General features: G+C 67.9%; 14 protein-coding genes. 8 read left to right on the forward strand and 6 right to left on the reverse strand.

What is annotated here, in order from left to right:
- Positions 1–156 precede the first annotated feature (156 nt).
- The 4 genes from yegS to GQ674_RS18040 form a co-directional block, all read right to left on the reverse strand.
- Positions 157–1089, reverse strand: a complete 933-nt coding sequence (gene yegS, locus GQ674_RS18025; RefSeq protein WP_159498170.1) for a lipid kinase YegS — start codon at positions 1087–1089, stop codon at positions 157–159.
- Positions 1090–1315: 226 nt separating this feature from the next.
- The gene (locus GQ674_RS18030; protein ID WP_159499552.1) at positions 1316–1798 is read right to left on the reverse strand and encodes a GNAT family N-acetyltransferase; all 483 of its coding nucleotides are present in this window, start codon (positions 1796–1798) and stop codon (positions 1316–1318) included.
- A gap of 9 nt (positions 1799–1807) precedes the next feature.
- The gene (rpe, locus tag GQ674_RS18035) at positions 1808–2485 is read right to left on the reverse strand and encodes a ribulose-phosphate 3-epimerase (protein WP_038685783.1); all 678 of its coding nucleotides are present in this window, start codon (positions 2483–2485) and stop codon (positions 1808–1810) included.
- A gap of 43 nt (positions 2486–2528) precedes the next feature.
- Positions 2529–2858 (reverse strand): DnaJ domain-containing protein, encoded by a 330-nt coding sequence (locus tag GQ674_RS18040; RefSeq protein WP_038685782.1) that lies wholly within the window; start codon positions 2856–2858, stop codon positions 2529–2531.
- Positions 2859–3000: 142 nt separating this feature from the next.
- Here GQ674_RS18040 and GQ674_RS18045 point away from each other — a divergent pair, with 142 nt between their 5' ends.
- From GQ674_RS18045 to GQ674_RS18080, 8 genes are all read left to right on the forward strand, one after another.
- Positions 3001–3927: a phosphoribosylaminoimidazolesuccinocarboxamide synthase gene (locus GQ674_RS18045; protein ID WP_201290177.1), complete on the forward strand. Its 927-nt coding sequence runs from the start codon at positions 3001–3003 to the stop codon at positions 3925–3927.
- 311 nt (positions 3928–4238) lie between these two features.
- Positions 4239–4721 carry an Mpo1-like protein gene (locus tag GQ674_RS18050; protein ID WP_128095557.1) on the forward strand — a complete coding sequence of 161 codons (483 nt, stop codon included), beginning with the start codon at positions 4239–4241 and terminating at the stop codon, positions 4719–4721.
- Positions 4722–5125: 404 nt separating this feature from the next.
- Positions 5126–7954, forward strand: coding sequence for a monovalent cation/H+ antiporter subunit A (locus GQ674_RS18055; RefSeq protein ID WP_159498172.1), 2829 nt, complete (start codon positions 5126–5128; stop codon positions 7952–7954).
- On the forward strand, positions 7954–8343 hold the full coding sequence (locus GQ674_RS18060) for a Na+/H+ antiporter subunit C (protein ID WP_159498173.1): 390 nt from the start codon (positions 7954–7956) through the stop codon (positions 8341–8343). The genes GQ674_RS18055 and GQ674_RS18060 overlap by 1 nt, the downstream gene beginning before the upstream one ends.
- Positions 8340–9875, forward strand: coding sequence for a monovalent cation/H+ antiporter subunit D (locus tag GQ674_RS18065; protein WP_159498174.1), 1536 nt, complete (start codon positions 8340–8342; stop codon positions 9873–9875). Before GQ674_RS18060 ends, GQ674_RS18065 begins: the two co-directional genes overlap by 4 nt.
- Entirely contained in the window at positions 9872–10378 is a 507-nt protein-coding gene (locus GQ674_RS18070; RefSeq protein WP_159498175.1) for a Na+/H+ antiporter subunit E, read from the forward strand. The genes GQ674_RS18065 and GQ674_RS18070 overlap by 4 nt, the downstream gene beginning before the upstream one ends.
- Entirely contained in the window at positions 10375–10659 is a 285-nt protein-coding gene (locus GQ674_RS18075) for a K+/H+ antiporter subunit F (protein WP_038685776.1), read from the forward strand. The genes GQ674_RS18070 and GQ674_RS18075 overlap by 4 nt, the downstream gene beginning before the upstream one ends.
- Positions 10656–11033, forward strand: a complete 378-nt coding sequence (locus tag GQ674_RS18080) for a Na+/H+ antiporter subunit G (RefSeq protein ID WP_038685775.1) — start codon at positions 10656–10658, stop codon at positions 11031–11033. Before GQ674_RS18075 ends, GQ674_RS18080 begins: the two co-directional genes overlap by 4 nt.
- Positions 11034–11167: 134 nt before the next feature.
- Here GQ674_RS18080 and GQ674_RS18085 read toward each other — a convergent pair whose 3' ends face one another.
- Together GQ674_RS18085 and GQ674_RS18090 are read right to left on the reverse strand one after the other, a co-directional pair.
- Positions 11168–12124: a sodium:calcium antiporter gene (locus tag GQ674_RS18085; RefSeq protein ID WP_159499554.1), complete on the reverse strand. Its 957-nt coding sequence runs from the start codon at positions 12122–12124 to the stop codon at positions 11168–11170.
- Positions 12125–12243: 119 nt separating this feature from the next.
- On the reverse strand, positions 12244–12867 hold the full coding sequence (locus GQ674_RS18090; protein WP_159498176.1) for a hypothetical protein: 624 nt from the start codon (positions 12865–12867) through the stop codon (positions 12244–12246).
- Positions 12868–12955 lie beyond the last annotated feature (88 nt).

Here is a 12955-nt window from a genome sequence, read left to right on the forward strand (position 1 = left end):
GGGATGCGGCGGGGGTGGGACGGACGACGGCAACAGGCCACCATCGCCACCAACGGCGAGCGGAAGAAAGGGTATGCAGGGTCGTCAGAATGGACACCCGGTGACTGTATCGCAGCAGGGGGTGCCAGGGAAACCCTGGCGCGCAGGCCCGTTCGGTCAGGGCGGCGACAGCAGGTGGCTGCCCGGGTGCAGGTGCATGCGGACCCGCGCGGCCACGCATTCGATACGGAACTGGCGGGCCTTCACCGGCTCGCCGTCCAGGTTCAGGGTGATCGGCTGCTCGGCCTCGATCTCCACCCACGGCGCGCGGGTGCGATGGGCCACCTGCTCCAGCGCCCCCTGCTTGCCGCCCTTGAGCAGCGCGCCGATGGTCGAGGCGACTTCGCCGGTGAGTTCGGGAATCACGGTCACATCGAGCAGACCGTCGTCGATCACGGCATCCGGGCACAGCACCTGCCCGCCGCCGGCCTGGCGCCCGTTGCCGATGCCGAGCGCGATGAAGCCACCTTCCCAGTCGAAGCCCGGGGCGCGCAGGCGGGCACGGATCGGATCGATCCGGCCCAGCCGCGAGATGCCGGTCACCAGGTAGGCCAGGCCGCCGAGGACCTTCTTCAGGCCTTCATCGGTTTCCACGGTGACCTCGGTTCCAAAGCCGCCGCTGGCGACATTGGCGCACCACCAGCGCTTGCCGTCGGCATCGATGTTCAGCAGGTCGACCGGGCGGGCCGCCTCCTGTTCGATCAACGTCAGCGCCTCCAGCGGCGCATCGGGAATGCCCGCGGCGGTGGCGAAATCATTGGCCGTGCCCAGCGGCACCAGGCCCAGCGAAGGCAGCGCGTCGGCGGGCTCCGGCCGGTGCGCGAGGGTTTCGGCCACTTCGCTCAGGGTGCCGTCGCCCCCGGCGGCGATGATGGTATCCACCCCATGCTCGATCGCCTCGGCCACGTAGCGCTCGGCGTCACCGTCCTCCCAGGTCACCCGCACCTCCAGCTGCACACCCCGCTCGCGCATGGCGTGCACGGCCTCGCGCAGATCCGTATTGCCGGTGGACTTGCCGTTGAGGATCAGACGCCAGCGGGTACGGCTCATGCAGCACTTCCACGAGAGGGGGAGGCGCAGGCTAGCAGGGCCGCCGTCGAGACCGGTGAACGTCATCAAACGGTCACCGAAGGCCCGGAGAATGGAAGGCCATAGCAGGGACGATGGATGGAGGCAGGATCAGCCTCCGAGTATTCCCAGGGCCGCATCCGTGAGGGTGCGGCCTTTTTTTGTCCTGCGATGAGCGCAGCCGGCCAACGGTCGGCGCTACGGGTGCTCAGCCTTCGGCAAAGGTCAGCAACGCCTCACCTTCCATCCGGTACACCGTCCACTCGCTCTGCGGCTTGGCCCCCGCCGCTTCATAGAACTTGATCGCCGGTTCGTTCCAGTCCAGTACCGACCATTCAAACCGCCCGCAGTTTTCAGCCACCGCGATGCGCGCAATGTGCTGCAGCAGCGCCTTTCCCGCACCGCTGCCGCGGCTGTCCGGGCTGACGTACAGGTCTTCCAGGTAGATGCCGTTGCGGCCCAGCCAGGTGGAATAGTTGTAGAAATACACGGCGTAGCCGATGGCCGCGCCGTTGGCTTCGCAGATCAGCGCGTGCGCCTTGGCCGCCGGCCCGAACAGGCTGGCACGGATGCCGGCCTCGTCGGTCTGCACCGACGACTCGGCCTTTTCATAGATCGCCAGTTCGCGGATGAAGCGCAGGATCAGCGCTGCATCGTCGGCGGTGGCCACGCGGATGCTCACGGTAGCCACCGTCATGGCTCAGCCCCGCGCCTGGGCGACGTTCTGGCGCATCTGCGCGATCACGTCCTGGTAGCTGGTCTTGGCGTTGAAGATCGCCGAGCCGGCCACGAAGGCGTCGGCACCGGCGGCGGCGATCGCACCGATGTTGTCGGCCTTCACCCCGCCGTCGATCTCCAGGCGGATGTCGCGCCCGCTGGCATCGATCTTCTGGCGGACCACGCGCAGCTTGTCCAGCGCCGAGGGAATGAAGGCCTGGCCGCCGAAGCCCGGGTTGACGGACATCAGCAGCACCAGGTCCAGGTCGTCCAGCACCCAGTCCAGGATGTCCACCGGGGTGCCGGGGTTGAGCACCAGGCCGGGCTTGCAGCCCAGCGAACGGATCAGCTGGATGGTGCGGTGGACGTGGCGCGAGGCTTCCGGGTGGAAGCTGATGTAGGTGGCACCGGCTTCGGCGAAGTCCGGGATGATGCGGTCCACCGGCTCCACCATCAGGTGCACGTCGATCGGCGCGGTGACGCCGTGCTTGCGCAGGGCCTGGCAGACCATCGGGCCGATGGTCAGGTTGGGCACGTAGTGATTGTCCATCACATCGAAGTGCACCCAGTCCGCACCGGCGGCGAGCACGTTGTCCACCTCCTCCCCCAGGCGGGCGAAATTGGCGGACAGGATGGAGGGGGCGATGATGCAGTTGGACATGGCCGGGGCCTTCAGTACTTGGAAAGGGGCGCCCTGCGCGCGCTCAGCGCTTGCGCAGGGTCTTGATGCGGTCGTAGGCGGCGTTGAGCTGGCGCGACTTGCGCTCGGCCTGCTGGCGCAGCTCCGGGGCGGCGCCGACCACCTTGTCGGGGTGGTACTGGGACATCAGCCGGCGGTAGGCCAGGTCGATCTCGGCGTCGGTGGCCTCGGAGGTCAGCCCCAGCTCGCGGTAGGGGTTCTCCTTGTTCAGGCGGAACCAGTCGGCGTCGAAGGCATGCCCGATCAGCAGCCCGACCACGGCACCAAACAGCGGATTGGGCCTGAACAGCAGGGCCCCGGCGATGAATCCGAGCAGTTTTCCGTACCAGCGCATGGTCGTCTGGGCGGCCGTGGCAACAAAGGAGCCTCATTTTACGTCACAGCGGGCCCAACCCGCTTTACACTAGGCCGCCCGCTGTCTGTGCGGGCCCTCAGGGTCCCTTGGACGGCTGTCATGACAAGCCCCAGGAGTGCCCGTGCCGACCACGTTGTTGCAATCCGATCTCCCCGGCCTGCCCTTGCGCCATCGCGGCAAGGTGCGTGATGTTTTTGACATTCCGCGCGACCGGCTGCCCGCCGGCACGCCGCCGGGGGACTACCTGCTGATGGTCGCCACCGACCGTCTGTCGGCCTTCGACGTGGTGCTGCCCGATCCGATCCCGGGCAAGGGCGAAATGCTCTGCCAGGTATCGAACTTCTGGTTCGCCAAGACCGCCCACCTGATGCCCAACCACCTGACCGGCATCGACGTGGCCAGCGTGCTGCCCGAGGGCGTGGACCCGGCCCTGTACGCCAAGCGCGCGGTGGTTACCCGCAAGCTCAAGCCGGTGCCGGTGGAAGCCATCGCCCGCGGCTACCTGATCGGCAGCGGCTGGAAGGATTACCAGCGCACCGGCAAGGTCAGCGGCATCGACCTGCCCGACGGCCTGCGCCAGGCCGAGCAGCTGCCCGAGCCGATCTTCACCCCCTCGACCAAGGCCGCCGTCGGCGACCATGACGAGAACATCGATTTCGATGCAATGGTGAAGGCCGTCGGTGCCGACCTCGCCGAGCGCGTGCGTGATGCCACCCTGCGCATCTACAAGTTCGCCGCCGACTACGCCCGCGAACGCGGCATCATCCTGGCCGACACCAAGTTCGAGTTCGGTACCGATGAAGACGGCCGCCTGTACATCATGGACGAGATGCTGACCCCGGACTCCTCGCGCTATTGGCCGGCCGACGAGTACGAGGTGGGCACCAGCCCGCCGAGCTACGACAAGCAGTTCGTGCGCGACTACCTGGAGACGCTGGACTGGGGCAAGACCGCCCCGGGCCCGAGCATCCCGGCCGAGATCATCGAGCGCACCCGCGCCAAGTACGCCGAGGCGCTGCAGCGCCTGGCCGGCATCTCGGTCGACTGATTCGCCTGCGCCCCCGGCTGTGATGGCCGGGGGTCCCCGCGTAGAGTCGACCGTTGGTCGACTGCCGCGGACGTTGGTCGCCTATCGCGTGCAGCGCGAGGGGATCGTCTGGGCGAGGAGCAGCCGACCAACGGTCGGCTCTACCTACTGGGCCGGAGCGCGAGGGGATCGTCTGGGCGAGGAGCAGCCGACCAACGGTCGGCTCTACCTACTGGGCCGGAGCGCGAAGGGATCGTCTGGGCGAGGAGCAGCCGACCAACGGTCGGCTCTACCCGCCGGGGCGGTATGCTGTGCCGATCCTGGGAGGGAACATGACCACCACCACCGTCGCGCGCCCGATCGACCGCTACTTCGCCAGCTATTCCGACGACCACCGCAATGTGCTGAACCAGCACATCCACGTGGTGGCGGTGCCGGCGATCCTCTGGTCGGTGGTGGCCCTGCTGTGGTGCCTGCCGCCGCTGGTCACCTGGTTCCAGAACGGGATCTGGTCGGCCTTTGCGATGTTCGCCGCGTGGTGCTTCTACAACCGGCTGTCGCGCTCGCTGGGCATCGGCATGCTGGTGCTCCTGTTCGTGTTCGGCTGCCTGTGCCGCCTGCTGGAGGCCGAGATCGGGCTGCATAACCTGATGTGGGTGGCCATCGGTGTGTTCGTGGTGGCCTGGATTGCACAGTTCATCGGCCACAAATTCGAAGGGCGCAAGCCGAGCTTCCTCACCGACCTGACCTACCTGCTGATCGGGCCGGCGTGGGTGGTGGCCAAGCTGTACCGGCGGTTGGGCGTGGCTTATTGAGGTGCCCCGTGCCGACCCACGGTCGGCACCTGCCCGGTGTTTCAGCACCTACCCGGTTTTTGGCACCTCCCCGGTTTTTTCTGAACGAAAACGATGCTCACCGCCGCGCGACGCGGGCGCGTCCAACATCGCCGTGAGCGGCTGTTCGCAGCCATCCGGCGTTCATCTTCGTGCAGGGCGCAGGCCCTGCGGTTACTGGCTTCAGACCCCTTCGAGGGGCCAGATCCGGCAAAGTCGACAGCGTTGTTCCATACGCCCGTCAGCGGTCTCGAATGGGCACGACACGAGGGTGGAAAAAATGAATCGCGCACGTTACATGCAATTGATGGCGTATTCGGGTGTATCGGCAGCAATTGTCGGCCTGTTAGACTGAACGGCCTGCTCGTGAATCGCGTATTCCCTGCATGAATCCCAGCCTGCTCCTGCTGCTCGCCCTGCCCTTCCTGATGGCCGTGGCGGTCGCCTCATTCCGCCGCACCTCCCGCTCCACGGCCGCCTGGTTGGCCGCGGCCGCCCCCTTGGGTGGGCTGGCGCTGCTGGCGACCATGACCCCCGAGATCCTCGCCGGGGGCGTCGTGCGCAGCTTCGGCGACTGGTTGCCGCAGATCGGCCTGGCCTTCTCGCTGCGCCTGGACGGCCTGGCCTGGATGTTCGCCGGCCTGGTGCTGGCCATCGGCGCGCTGGTGGTGATGTACGCGCATTACTACCTGAGCCCGCGCGACAGCGCCCACCGCTTCTACTGCTACCTGCTGCTGTTCATGGGCGCCATGCTGGGCATGGTGCTGTCGGGCAACCTGTTGCTGCTGATGGTGTTCTGGGAAATGACCAGCATCAGCTCGTTCCTGCTGATCGGCTTTTGGTCGCACCGGCAGGACGCCCGCGAGGGCGCGCGGATGGCCCTGGTGGTCACCGGCGGCGGCGGCCTGGCCCTGCTCGGCGGCGTGCTGCTGATCGGCCGCATCGTGGGCAGCTTCGAGCTGGATGCGGTGCTGGCCAGCGGCGATCTGATCCGTGCCAGCGCGCTGTATCCCTACGCGCTGTTCCTGGTGCTGGCCGGCATCTTCACCAAGAGCGCGCAGTTCCCGTTCCACTTCTGGCTGCCGCACGCCATGGCCGCGCCCACCCCGGTGTCGGCCTACCTGCACTCGGCCACGATGGTCAAAGCCGGGGTGTTCCTGCTGGCGCGGCTGCATCCGGCGCTGTCGGGGACCGAACTGTTCTTCTATACGGTCAGCGGAATCGGCGCGATCACCCTGCTGATCGGCGCCTGGAACGCGATCTTCCAGCATGACCTGAAGGGCCTGCTGGCCTATTCGACGATCTCCCACCTGGGCCTGATCACGATGCTGTTCGGGCTGTCCAAGCCGATGGCCGTGGTCGCCGGCGTGTTCCACATCCTCAACCACGCCACGTTCAAGGCCTCGCTGTTCATGGCCGCGGGCATCATCGACCACGAGACCGGCACCCGCGACATGCGCAAGCTGGGAGGCCTGCGCCGGTTGATGCCGTTCACCAGCGCGCTGGCGATCATCGCCTCGCTGGCGATGGCCGGCATTCCGCTGCTCAACGGCTTCCTGTCCAAGGAGATGCTGTTCGCCGAGGCACTGGCTGCGGGCGGCCCGGAGACCATGCGCCTGGCGATGTCGATCGCCGCGCTGCTGGCCGGCGTGTTCGGCGTGGCCTACAGCCTGCGCTTCGTGCATGACACCTTCTTCGGCAAGGGCCCGCACGACCTGGACCGCGTACCGCACGAGCCCCCGCGCTTCATGAAGGTGCCGGTGGAGATCCTGGTGGTGGTGTGCGTGGCGGTGGGCGTGGCCCCGGCCATCACCATCGCCCCGGTGCTGCACGCGGCCGCCTCTTCGATTCTGGGCCCGGCGATGCCGGCCTACAGCCTGTCGGTGTGGCACGGCTTCAACACGCCGCTGATGATGAGCATCGCCGGCGTTGTTGGTGGCATCGCGCTGTACTTCGGGCTGCGCCGGTTGATCAACCTGCATGCCGTGGTGAGCCGCGCGATCGGCCGCAACATCTTCCACACCCAGCTGGACCTGGTGTTCGGCTTCGCCCACCGGCTTACCCAGGCGCTGGCCAACGGCAGCCTGCAGCGCATGCTGATGGCGCTGGTGGTGGTGGCCATCGTCGTCGCGCTGGCCCCGTTCGTGGCCAACCCCGGGTCGCCGAACTGGCCCTCGCCGCAGCCGATCCCCCTGCTGGGCTGGGCGCTGTGGCTGGTGATGATGGCCTGCGCGGTCAGTGCGCTGTTCGTGTACCGGCAGCGCCTGCTGGCGGTGCTGGTGATGGGTGGCGTGGGCCTCATGGTGTCGCTCACCTTCGTGTTCCTGTCGGCCCCGGACCTGGCGCTGACCCAGCTGCTGGTGGAAATGGTCACGCTGGTGCTGATGCTGCTGGGCATGAACTACCTGCCCGCCCAATCGGCGCCGGAGCATTCGCGCTGGCGCAAGCGCCGCGATGCCCTGATCGCGATCATCGGCGGTGGCGGTCTGGCGGCTGCGGCCTATACCGCGATGACCCTGCCGCCCAACACCATGGCCGGCGAGCTGGTCGCGCGCGCCCTGCCCGAGGCGTATGGGCAGAACGTGGTCAACGTCATCCTGGTGGACTTCCGCGGCTTCGATACCTTCGGTGAGATCACCGTGTTCGGTATCGCCGCGCTGGTGGTGCACGCCATGCTGCGGCGCTCGCGGATGGCGCCGGAGCAGATCATGCCCGGCCCGCCGATCAAGCTGCCGGTGCCGGCCGATCTGGCGCAGATCATGTTCCCGCTGACGCTCACCGTGTCGATCTTCCTGTTCCTGCGCGGCCACAACGCCCCCGGCGGCGGCTTCATCGCCGGCCTGGTGCTGGCGGTGCCGCTGCTGATCCAGTACGTGATCCAGGGCACTACCTCGGTGGAGTCGCGCTTCGGTTTCGACTACATCCGCTGCATCGGTGCCGGCCTGCTGATCGCCATCGTCAGCGGCAGTGCGTCGATGCTGTTCGGGGTGCCGTTCCTGACCAGCGGCCACCTGGACCTGCACATCCCGCTCATCGGCGAGGTCCCGCTGGCCAGTGCCATCGGCTTCGATACCGGCGTGTACCTGGTGGTGTTCGGCGGGGCGATGCTGATCCTGTCGATGATGGGCACCATCAAGCCGTCGCGTACGCGCAATGCCCGCAAGGGCGAGATCGATCCCAACCGTCGTTCGGCAAAAACAGGGGAGATGCACTGATGGAACTGGCCCTGGCAAGCGCCATCGGCGTACTCGGCGCGATCGGCATCTACCTGCTGCTGCGCGCGCGCACCTTCGACGTCATCCTGGGCATGACTTTCCTGTCCTACGCCACCAATCTGCTGATCTTCGCCGGCGGTCGGCTGGTGACGGGCAAGGCGCCGGTGCTGCGCGAGGGCATCGACAGCGATCTCGGCAACTACACCGACCCGCTGCCGCAGGCGCTGGTGCTGACCGCGATCGTGATTGCCTTTGCGATGACCGCGGTAAGCATCGTGCTGGCCATGCGCAGCCGCAGCGACAACCACAGCGACCACGTCGACGCGCATGAGGAAGCCCAGGACACCGCGCCGGCCGATACCACGCCAGGGCGGGAGGGCAGCGCATGAACCATGCGGTGATCCTGCCCATCCTGATCCCGCTGTTCGGTGCGGCCTGCTCGTTGTTCGTCGAACACCGTCGTTATGGCCCCAAGGTGCAGCGTACGGTGGCGTGGACCACGCTGGCCGCTCTGGCCGCGGCGGTGGCGCTGCTGTTCGCGCAGACCGCCGATGGCAGCATCGCGGTGTACCTGCTCGGCGACTGGCCCTCGCGGCTGGGCATCGCGCTGGTGGCCGACCGGCTGTCGGCCTGGATGCTGGTGACCACGCTGCTGCTGGCCATCCCGTGCCTGCTGCATGCGTGCTCGGGCTGGGACCGGCGCGCGCCGCACTTCCATGCGCTGTTCCAGTTCCAGCTGGTGGGCCTCAACGGCGCCTTCCTTACCGGCGACATCTTCAACCTGTTCGTGTTCTTCGAGGTGATGCTGATCGCCTCCTACGGCCTGCTGCTCAGCGGCGGCCGCGGCCTGCGCATGCGCATCGGCCTGCACTACGTGGTGTTCAACGTCACCGCCTCGACCCTGTTCCTGATCGCCCTTGGCCTGCTGTACGCCTCGCTGGGCTCGCTCAACATGGCCGAACTGTCCCAGCGCATCGCCGAGGTACCGGCCACGCACCTGGTGCTGGTCAAGGCCACCATGGGGTTGTTGCTGCTGGTGTTCTGCAGCAAGGCCGCGCTGATGCCGCTGTACCTGTGGCTGCCCGAAGCCTATGCGCGTGCCCCGGCGGCGGTGGCTGCGCTGTTTGCGATCATGACCAAGGTGGGCCTGTACGCGGTGCTGCGGGTCAGTTCGCTGTGGTTCGGCGAGGGTGCGGGCCCGATGGCCGGGTACGGCAGCGACTGGCTGCTGTGGGCGGGCGTGGCCACGCTGGTGCTGGGTGGGCTGGGCGTGCTGGCCGCAGCGCGGTTGCGGGTGATGATCTCCTACCTGGTGGTGGTGTCGGCGGCAACGCTGTTCATCGCCTTCTCCGTGCGCACGCCCGAGGTGCTCTCCGCCGGCCTGTACTACCTGCCACACAGTACGTTCGTGGCGGCCGCGCTGTTCCTGATTGCCGACCTGATCCGCCGCCGCCGCGGCGGCGCCAGTGACAGGAAGGAAATCATCGCGCCGATGCCCGGCAAGCAGACCCCGGCGGTGCTGTTCCTGATCGGTGCCGTGGCCGTGGCCGGTCTGCCGCCGCTGTCCGGCTTCCTGGCCAAGGCCGCCTTGCTGGCCGGCATGCCCGCGCAGTACACCGCCGTGGTCTGGACCGCCGTGCTGGGCAGCAGCCTGATGGTGATCGTAGGCATCACCCGCGCCGGCATCCGTCTGTTCTGGCGCGTACCGGTGCAGGAAGACGGCGTGCCACCGCCGCGCAAGGCCCCCACCCGCACGGTGGAACTGTTCGCCGCCGCGCTGCTGCTGGTGTATGGCATCGCCATGAGCCTGTTCGCCGGCCCGCTGATGCAGCACACCGATGCGATGGCCACCCAGCTGCTGCACCCCGCCGAGTATGTGGGCGAGCTGCGCGCCACCACGCCGGAGATCCGCCAGCCATGACGCGCAAACCCTCGCTGTACAAGCGCCTGATTCCCTCGCCGTCGCTGAGCGTGATGGTGGTGGCGTTCTGGCTGCTGATGTCCGACAGCTTCACCCTCGGCCAGTTCGTGCTGGGCATGCTGCTGGGTTTGGTGGTGCCGCTGTTCGCCGCGCGCCTGGACCGCGAGTTTGCCCGCATCGGCTCACTCCGGCCGGTCCCCAAGCTGCTGTGCGTGACCCTGTGGGACATCCTGGTGTCCAACATCCGCGTGGCGATCCAGGTGCTGGGCCCGGAACGCCGCATCCACCCCGGCTTCATCTGGTTGCCGCTGGACATCGCCAACATCCACGGCATCGCCGCGCTCACCAGCATGATCACGCTGACCCCGGGCACGGTATCGGCCGCGTTGTCCGATGACCGCCGCCACCTGCTGGTGCACGTGCTGCACCTGGACGACCCGGACGAACTGATCCGGCAGATCAAGCACCGCTACGAAGCCCCGCTGATGGAGATCTTCCCATGACCGGTTACACCTTCATCCAGACCACCATGGTGGTGTGCATGCACGTGGTCGGGCTGGCCATGCTGCTGGCCACCTGGCGCCTGCTGCGCGGCCCCACCGTGCCCGACCGCATCCTGGCACTGGACACGCTGTCGGTGACGGCCATCGCCGAGCTGATGCTGTTTGGCATGTACCTCAATTCGGCGGTGTACTTCGAGGCGGCGCTGATCATCGCCATGCTCGGCTTTGGCAGCACGGTGGTGCTGAGCAAGTTCGTGCTGCGCCGGGACATCGTGGAATGATCACCTTCATCCAGATCGTGCTGTCGATCCTGCTGCTGTTCGGCTGCTTCTTTATCCTGGTGGGCGCGCTGGGGCTGGTGAAGCTGTCGACCTTCTTCAAGCGCCTGCACGCTCCCACCAAGGCCAGCACGCTGGGCGTGGGCTGCGTGCTGGTGGGGTCGGTGTGCTACCACATCTTCCTGGGCCAGGACCCGCAGCCGCGCGAGCTGCTGATCACCGTGTTCCTGTTCATCACCGCGCCGATCAGCGCGCACATGATGGCCAAGGCCGCGTTGTCGCTGATGATGGAAAAGCGCCCTAGCCTGCCCGGCCATGAAACCGCCAAGGAAGAACAGCTGCCGCCGCCGCGCCCGGAAGGCGAACAGACCCGGTAGAGCCGACCGTTGGTCGGCTGCTCTTCGGCACGATGCGCGCTGCCGACCAACGGTCGGCTCTACCGGGCGTGGATTGGAGCAGCCGACCAACGGTCGGCTCTACCGCCAGGGCGCGGCGCCGCCGACGCGGCCTCTCAGCCGCCCCAGACCAGCGCCAGCTCCAATGCCACCCACCCCAGGAACGCCACCAGCAGCACGCCGCCTTCGCGGCGGCTGATGGTCAGGTCGCCACGCAGCATCGGGTACAGCACCAGCACGAACGCGATCGCCGCCGGCAGCTCCAGGCGCACGAACGACGCCGGTACCACCAGCGGGCGCAGCGCGGCCATGCCGCCCACCACCACCAGCAGGTTGAACAGGCTCGAGCCGATCACATGGCCCAGCACCATGTCGCCCTGCCCGCGCCGTGCCGCAGCGACCGCCGCCGCCACCTCGGGCAGCGCGGTGCCAATGGCCACCGGCAACAGGCCCACCAGCAACGGCGACCAGCCCAGCCCCGCGCCGAACACCGGCGCGGCCTGCACGATCCAGCGCGCGCCGTAGTACAGGCACAGCCCCGCGAAGACCACCCGCAGGACGTTGAGGAACAGGCCGGTACGGGTCATCGCATAGCCGGCGATGGCCTCGCGCACGGGCTCCGATTCCAGCCGCGCGCGGCGCAGCACGAACACCAGCGACGCCACGAAACCGAGCAGCAGCAGGCCGCCCTCCCAGCGCGTCACCACGCCGTCCAGGCCGAACACGATCAGCGCCAGGCTCGCCACCGCCACCAGCACCAGCAGCGGCGACAGCAGCCGTGCGCGCACCAGCAGCGGGGCCGCCAGCGCGGCCAGGCCCAGGGTCAGGCCGACGTTGACGATATTGCTGCCCACCGCGTTACCCAGCGCGAGCTCTTCGGCTCCCACCACGAACGCACGCGCGTTGACCACCAGTTCCGGCAGCGAGGTGCCGAAGGCCACCAGCAGCAGCCCGGCCATGAACGGCGAGGCGCCGAAGCGCTGGGCCAGGCCGGAGGCCGCCTTGACGATGGAATCGCCGCCCAGTGCCAGCAGCAGCAATCCCAGCAGGAACCAAGCGGTGGCAGCAATCATCGGCATTCCCCAGGCATCAATGGCCCGATTCTAGAGCCAGACCGCACGCAGGGGGTGAGGAATCGGGCGCCCCTCGGCGGAAGCGGCGCGGCCTGACCACGGCGCGCGCCGCAGCAGGCTTACGAGCAGCCTTCGACGTAGTCCACCTGCGGCGTCTGGCCGACCCGCCAGGCGCTGACATTCCCGTCGCCGTTGATCTCGAAGTTGATCAGTGCCCCGCCCTCGGTGGCCGGCCGCACGCGCAGGTTATGGCCCTTTTCATCGTATTTGTGCGGGGTGAGATCGCCGCGGTCGGGGTACAGCGTCTGCAGCTGGCCCAGCGACATGCCGACCTTGCCGCCGCCGGGCGCGGTGATGCGGTCGTTGCGCACGTCGTAGCGGACCAGACGCTTGCCTTCGATCATCAGGATCACATCCTGGGCCTGCGCGCCCTCCGGGCGCAGTGCATGGCAATAGTCGTCCGGCACTTCGCCCTGCAGCGGCGCCTTCCAGGCGGCGCGCACCTCGTCCAGGGTGCTGCCCAGGGTCAGCGGGCCATAGCCATCCAGCCGCGCCGGGCCGGTGGCGGCGGCCGGGTCCTGTGCTGCGGGCGCTGCAGCCGGCGCGGCGGGCGAAGCCGGCGCTGTATCGACCGGCGTCGGCACGGCCGCCTCGGCGTCCTTCGACGGGGTTTCAGGGGGGCGGTCGCAGCCGCTCAGTGCCAATGCAATGCCCAATGCCAGAACACTTCCCAGCTGCTTCATATGCACGTCCTCCAGTCGGTGGTCGGCAGCCTAGCGCGAACGTTGTGCACTGGCTGCATGCAGGAACGTGATTGTCATCGCGGTTTCA

This window comes from Stenotrophomonas sp. 364, from assembly GCF_009832905.1.
Taxonomy (GTDB): Bacteria; Pseudomonadota; Gammaproteobacteria; order Xanthomonadales; family Xanthomonadaceae; genus Stenotrophomonas; species Stenotrophomonas maltophilia_AP.

Excerpts from the sequence above, each read along its gene's own strand:
- GQ674_RS18075 (WP_038685776.1), top strand. The coding sequence starts at position 10,375 with ATGACCGGTTACACCTTCATCCAGACCACCATGGTGGTGTGCATGCAC.
- GQ674_RS18085 (WP_159499554.1), bottom strand. The coding sequence starts at position 12,124 with ATGATTGCTGCCACCGCTTGGTTCCTGCTGGGATTGCTGCTGCTGGCA.
- GQ674_RS18050 (WP_128095557.1), top strand. The coding sequence starts at position 4,239 with ATGACCACCACCACCGTCGCGCGCCCGATCGACCGCTACTTCGCCAGC.
- GQ674_RS18055 (WP_159498172.1), top strand. The coding sequence starts at position 5,126 with ATGAATCCCAGCCTGCTCCTGCTGCTCGCCCTGCCCTTCCTGATGGCC.
- GQ674_RS18040 (WP_038685782.1), bottom strand. The coding sequence starts at position 2,858 with ATGCGCTGGTACGGAAAACTGCTCGGATTCATCGCCGGGGCCCTGCTG.
- GQ674_RS18090 (WP_159498176.1), bottom strand. The coding sequence starts at position 12,867 with ATGAAGCAGCTGGGAAGTGTTCTGGCATTGGGCATTGCATTGGCACTG.
- GQ674_RS18080 (WP_038685775.1), top strand. The coding sequence starts at position 10,656 with ATGATCACCTTCATCCAGATCGTGCTGTCGATCCTGCTGCTGTTCGGC.
- yegS (WP_159498170.1), bottom strand. The coding sequence starts at position 1,089 with ATGAGCCGTACCCGCTGGCGTCTGATCCTCAACGGCAAGTCCACCGGC.
- GQ674_RS18070 (WP_159498175.1), top strand. The coding sequence starts at position 9,872 with ATGACGCGCAAACCCTCGCTGTACAAGCGCCTGATTCCCTCGCCGTCG.
- rpe (WP_038685783.1), bottom strand. The coding sequence starts at position 2,485 with ATGTCCAACTGCATCATCGCCCCCTCCATCCTGTCCGCCAATTTCGCC.
- GQ674_RS18060 (WP_159498173.1), top strand. The coding sequence starts at position 7,954 with ATGGAACTGGCCCTGGCAAGCGCCATCGGCGTACTCGGCGCGATCGGC.
- GQ674_RS18065 (WP_159498174.1), top strand. The coding sequence starts at position 8,340 with ATGAACCATGCGGTGATCCTGCCCATCCTGATCCCGCTGTTCGGTGCG.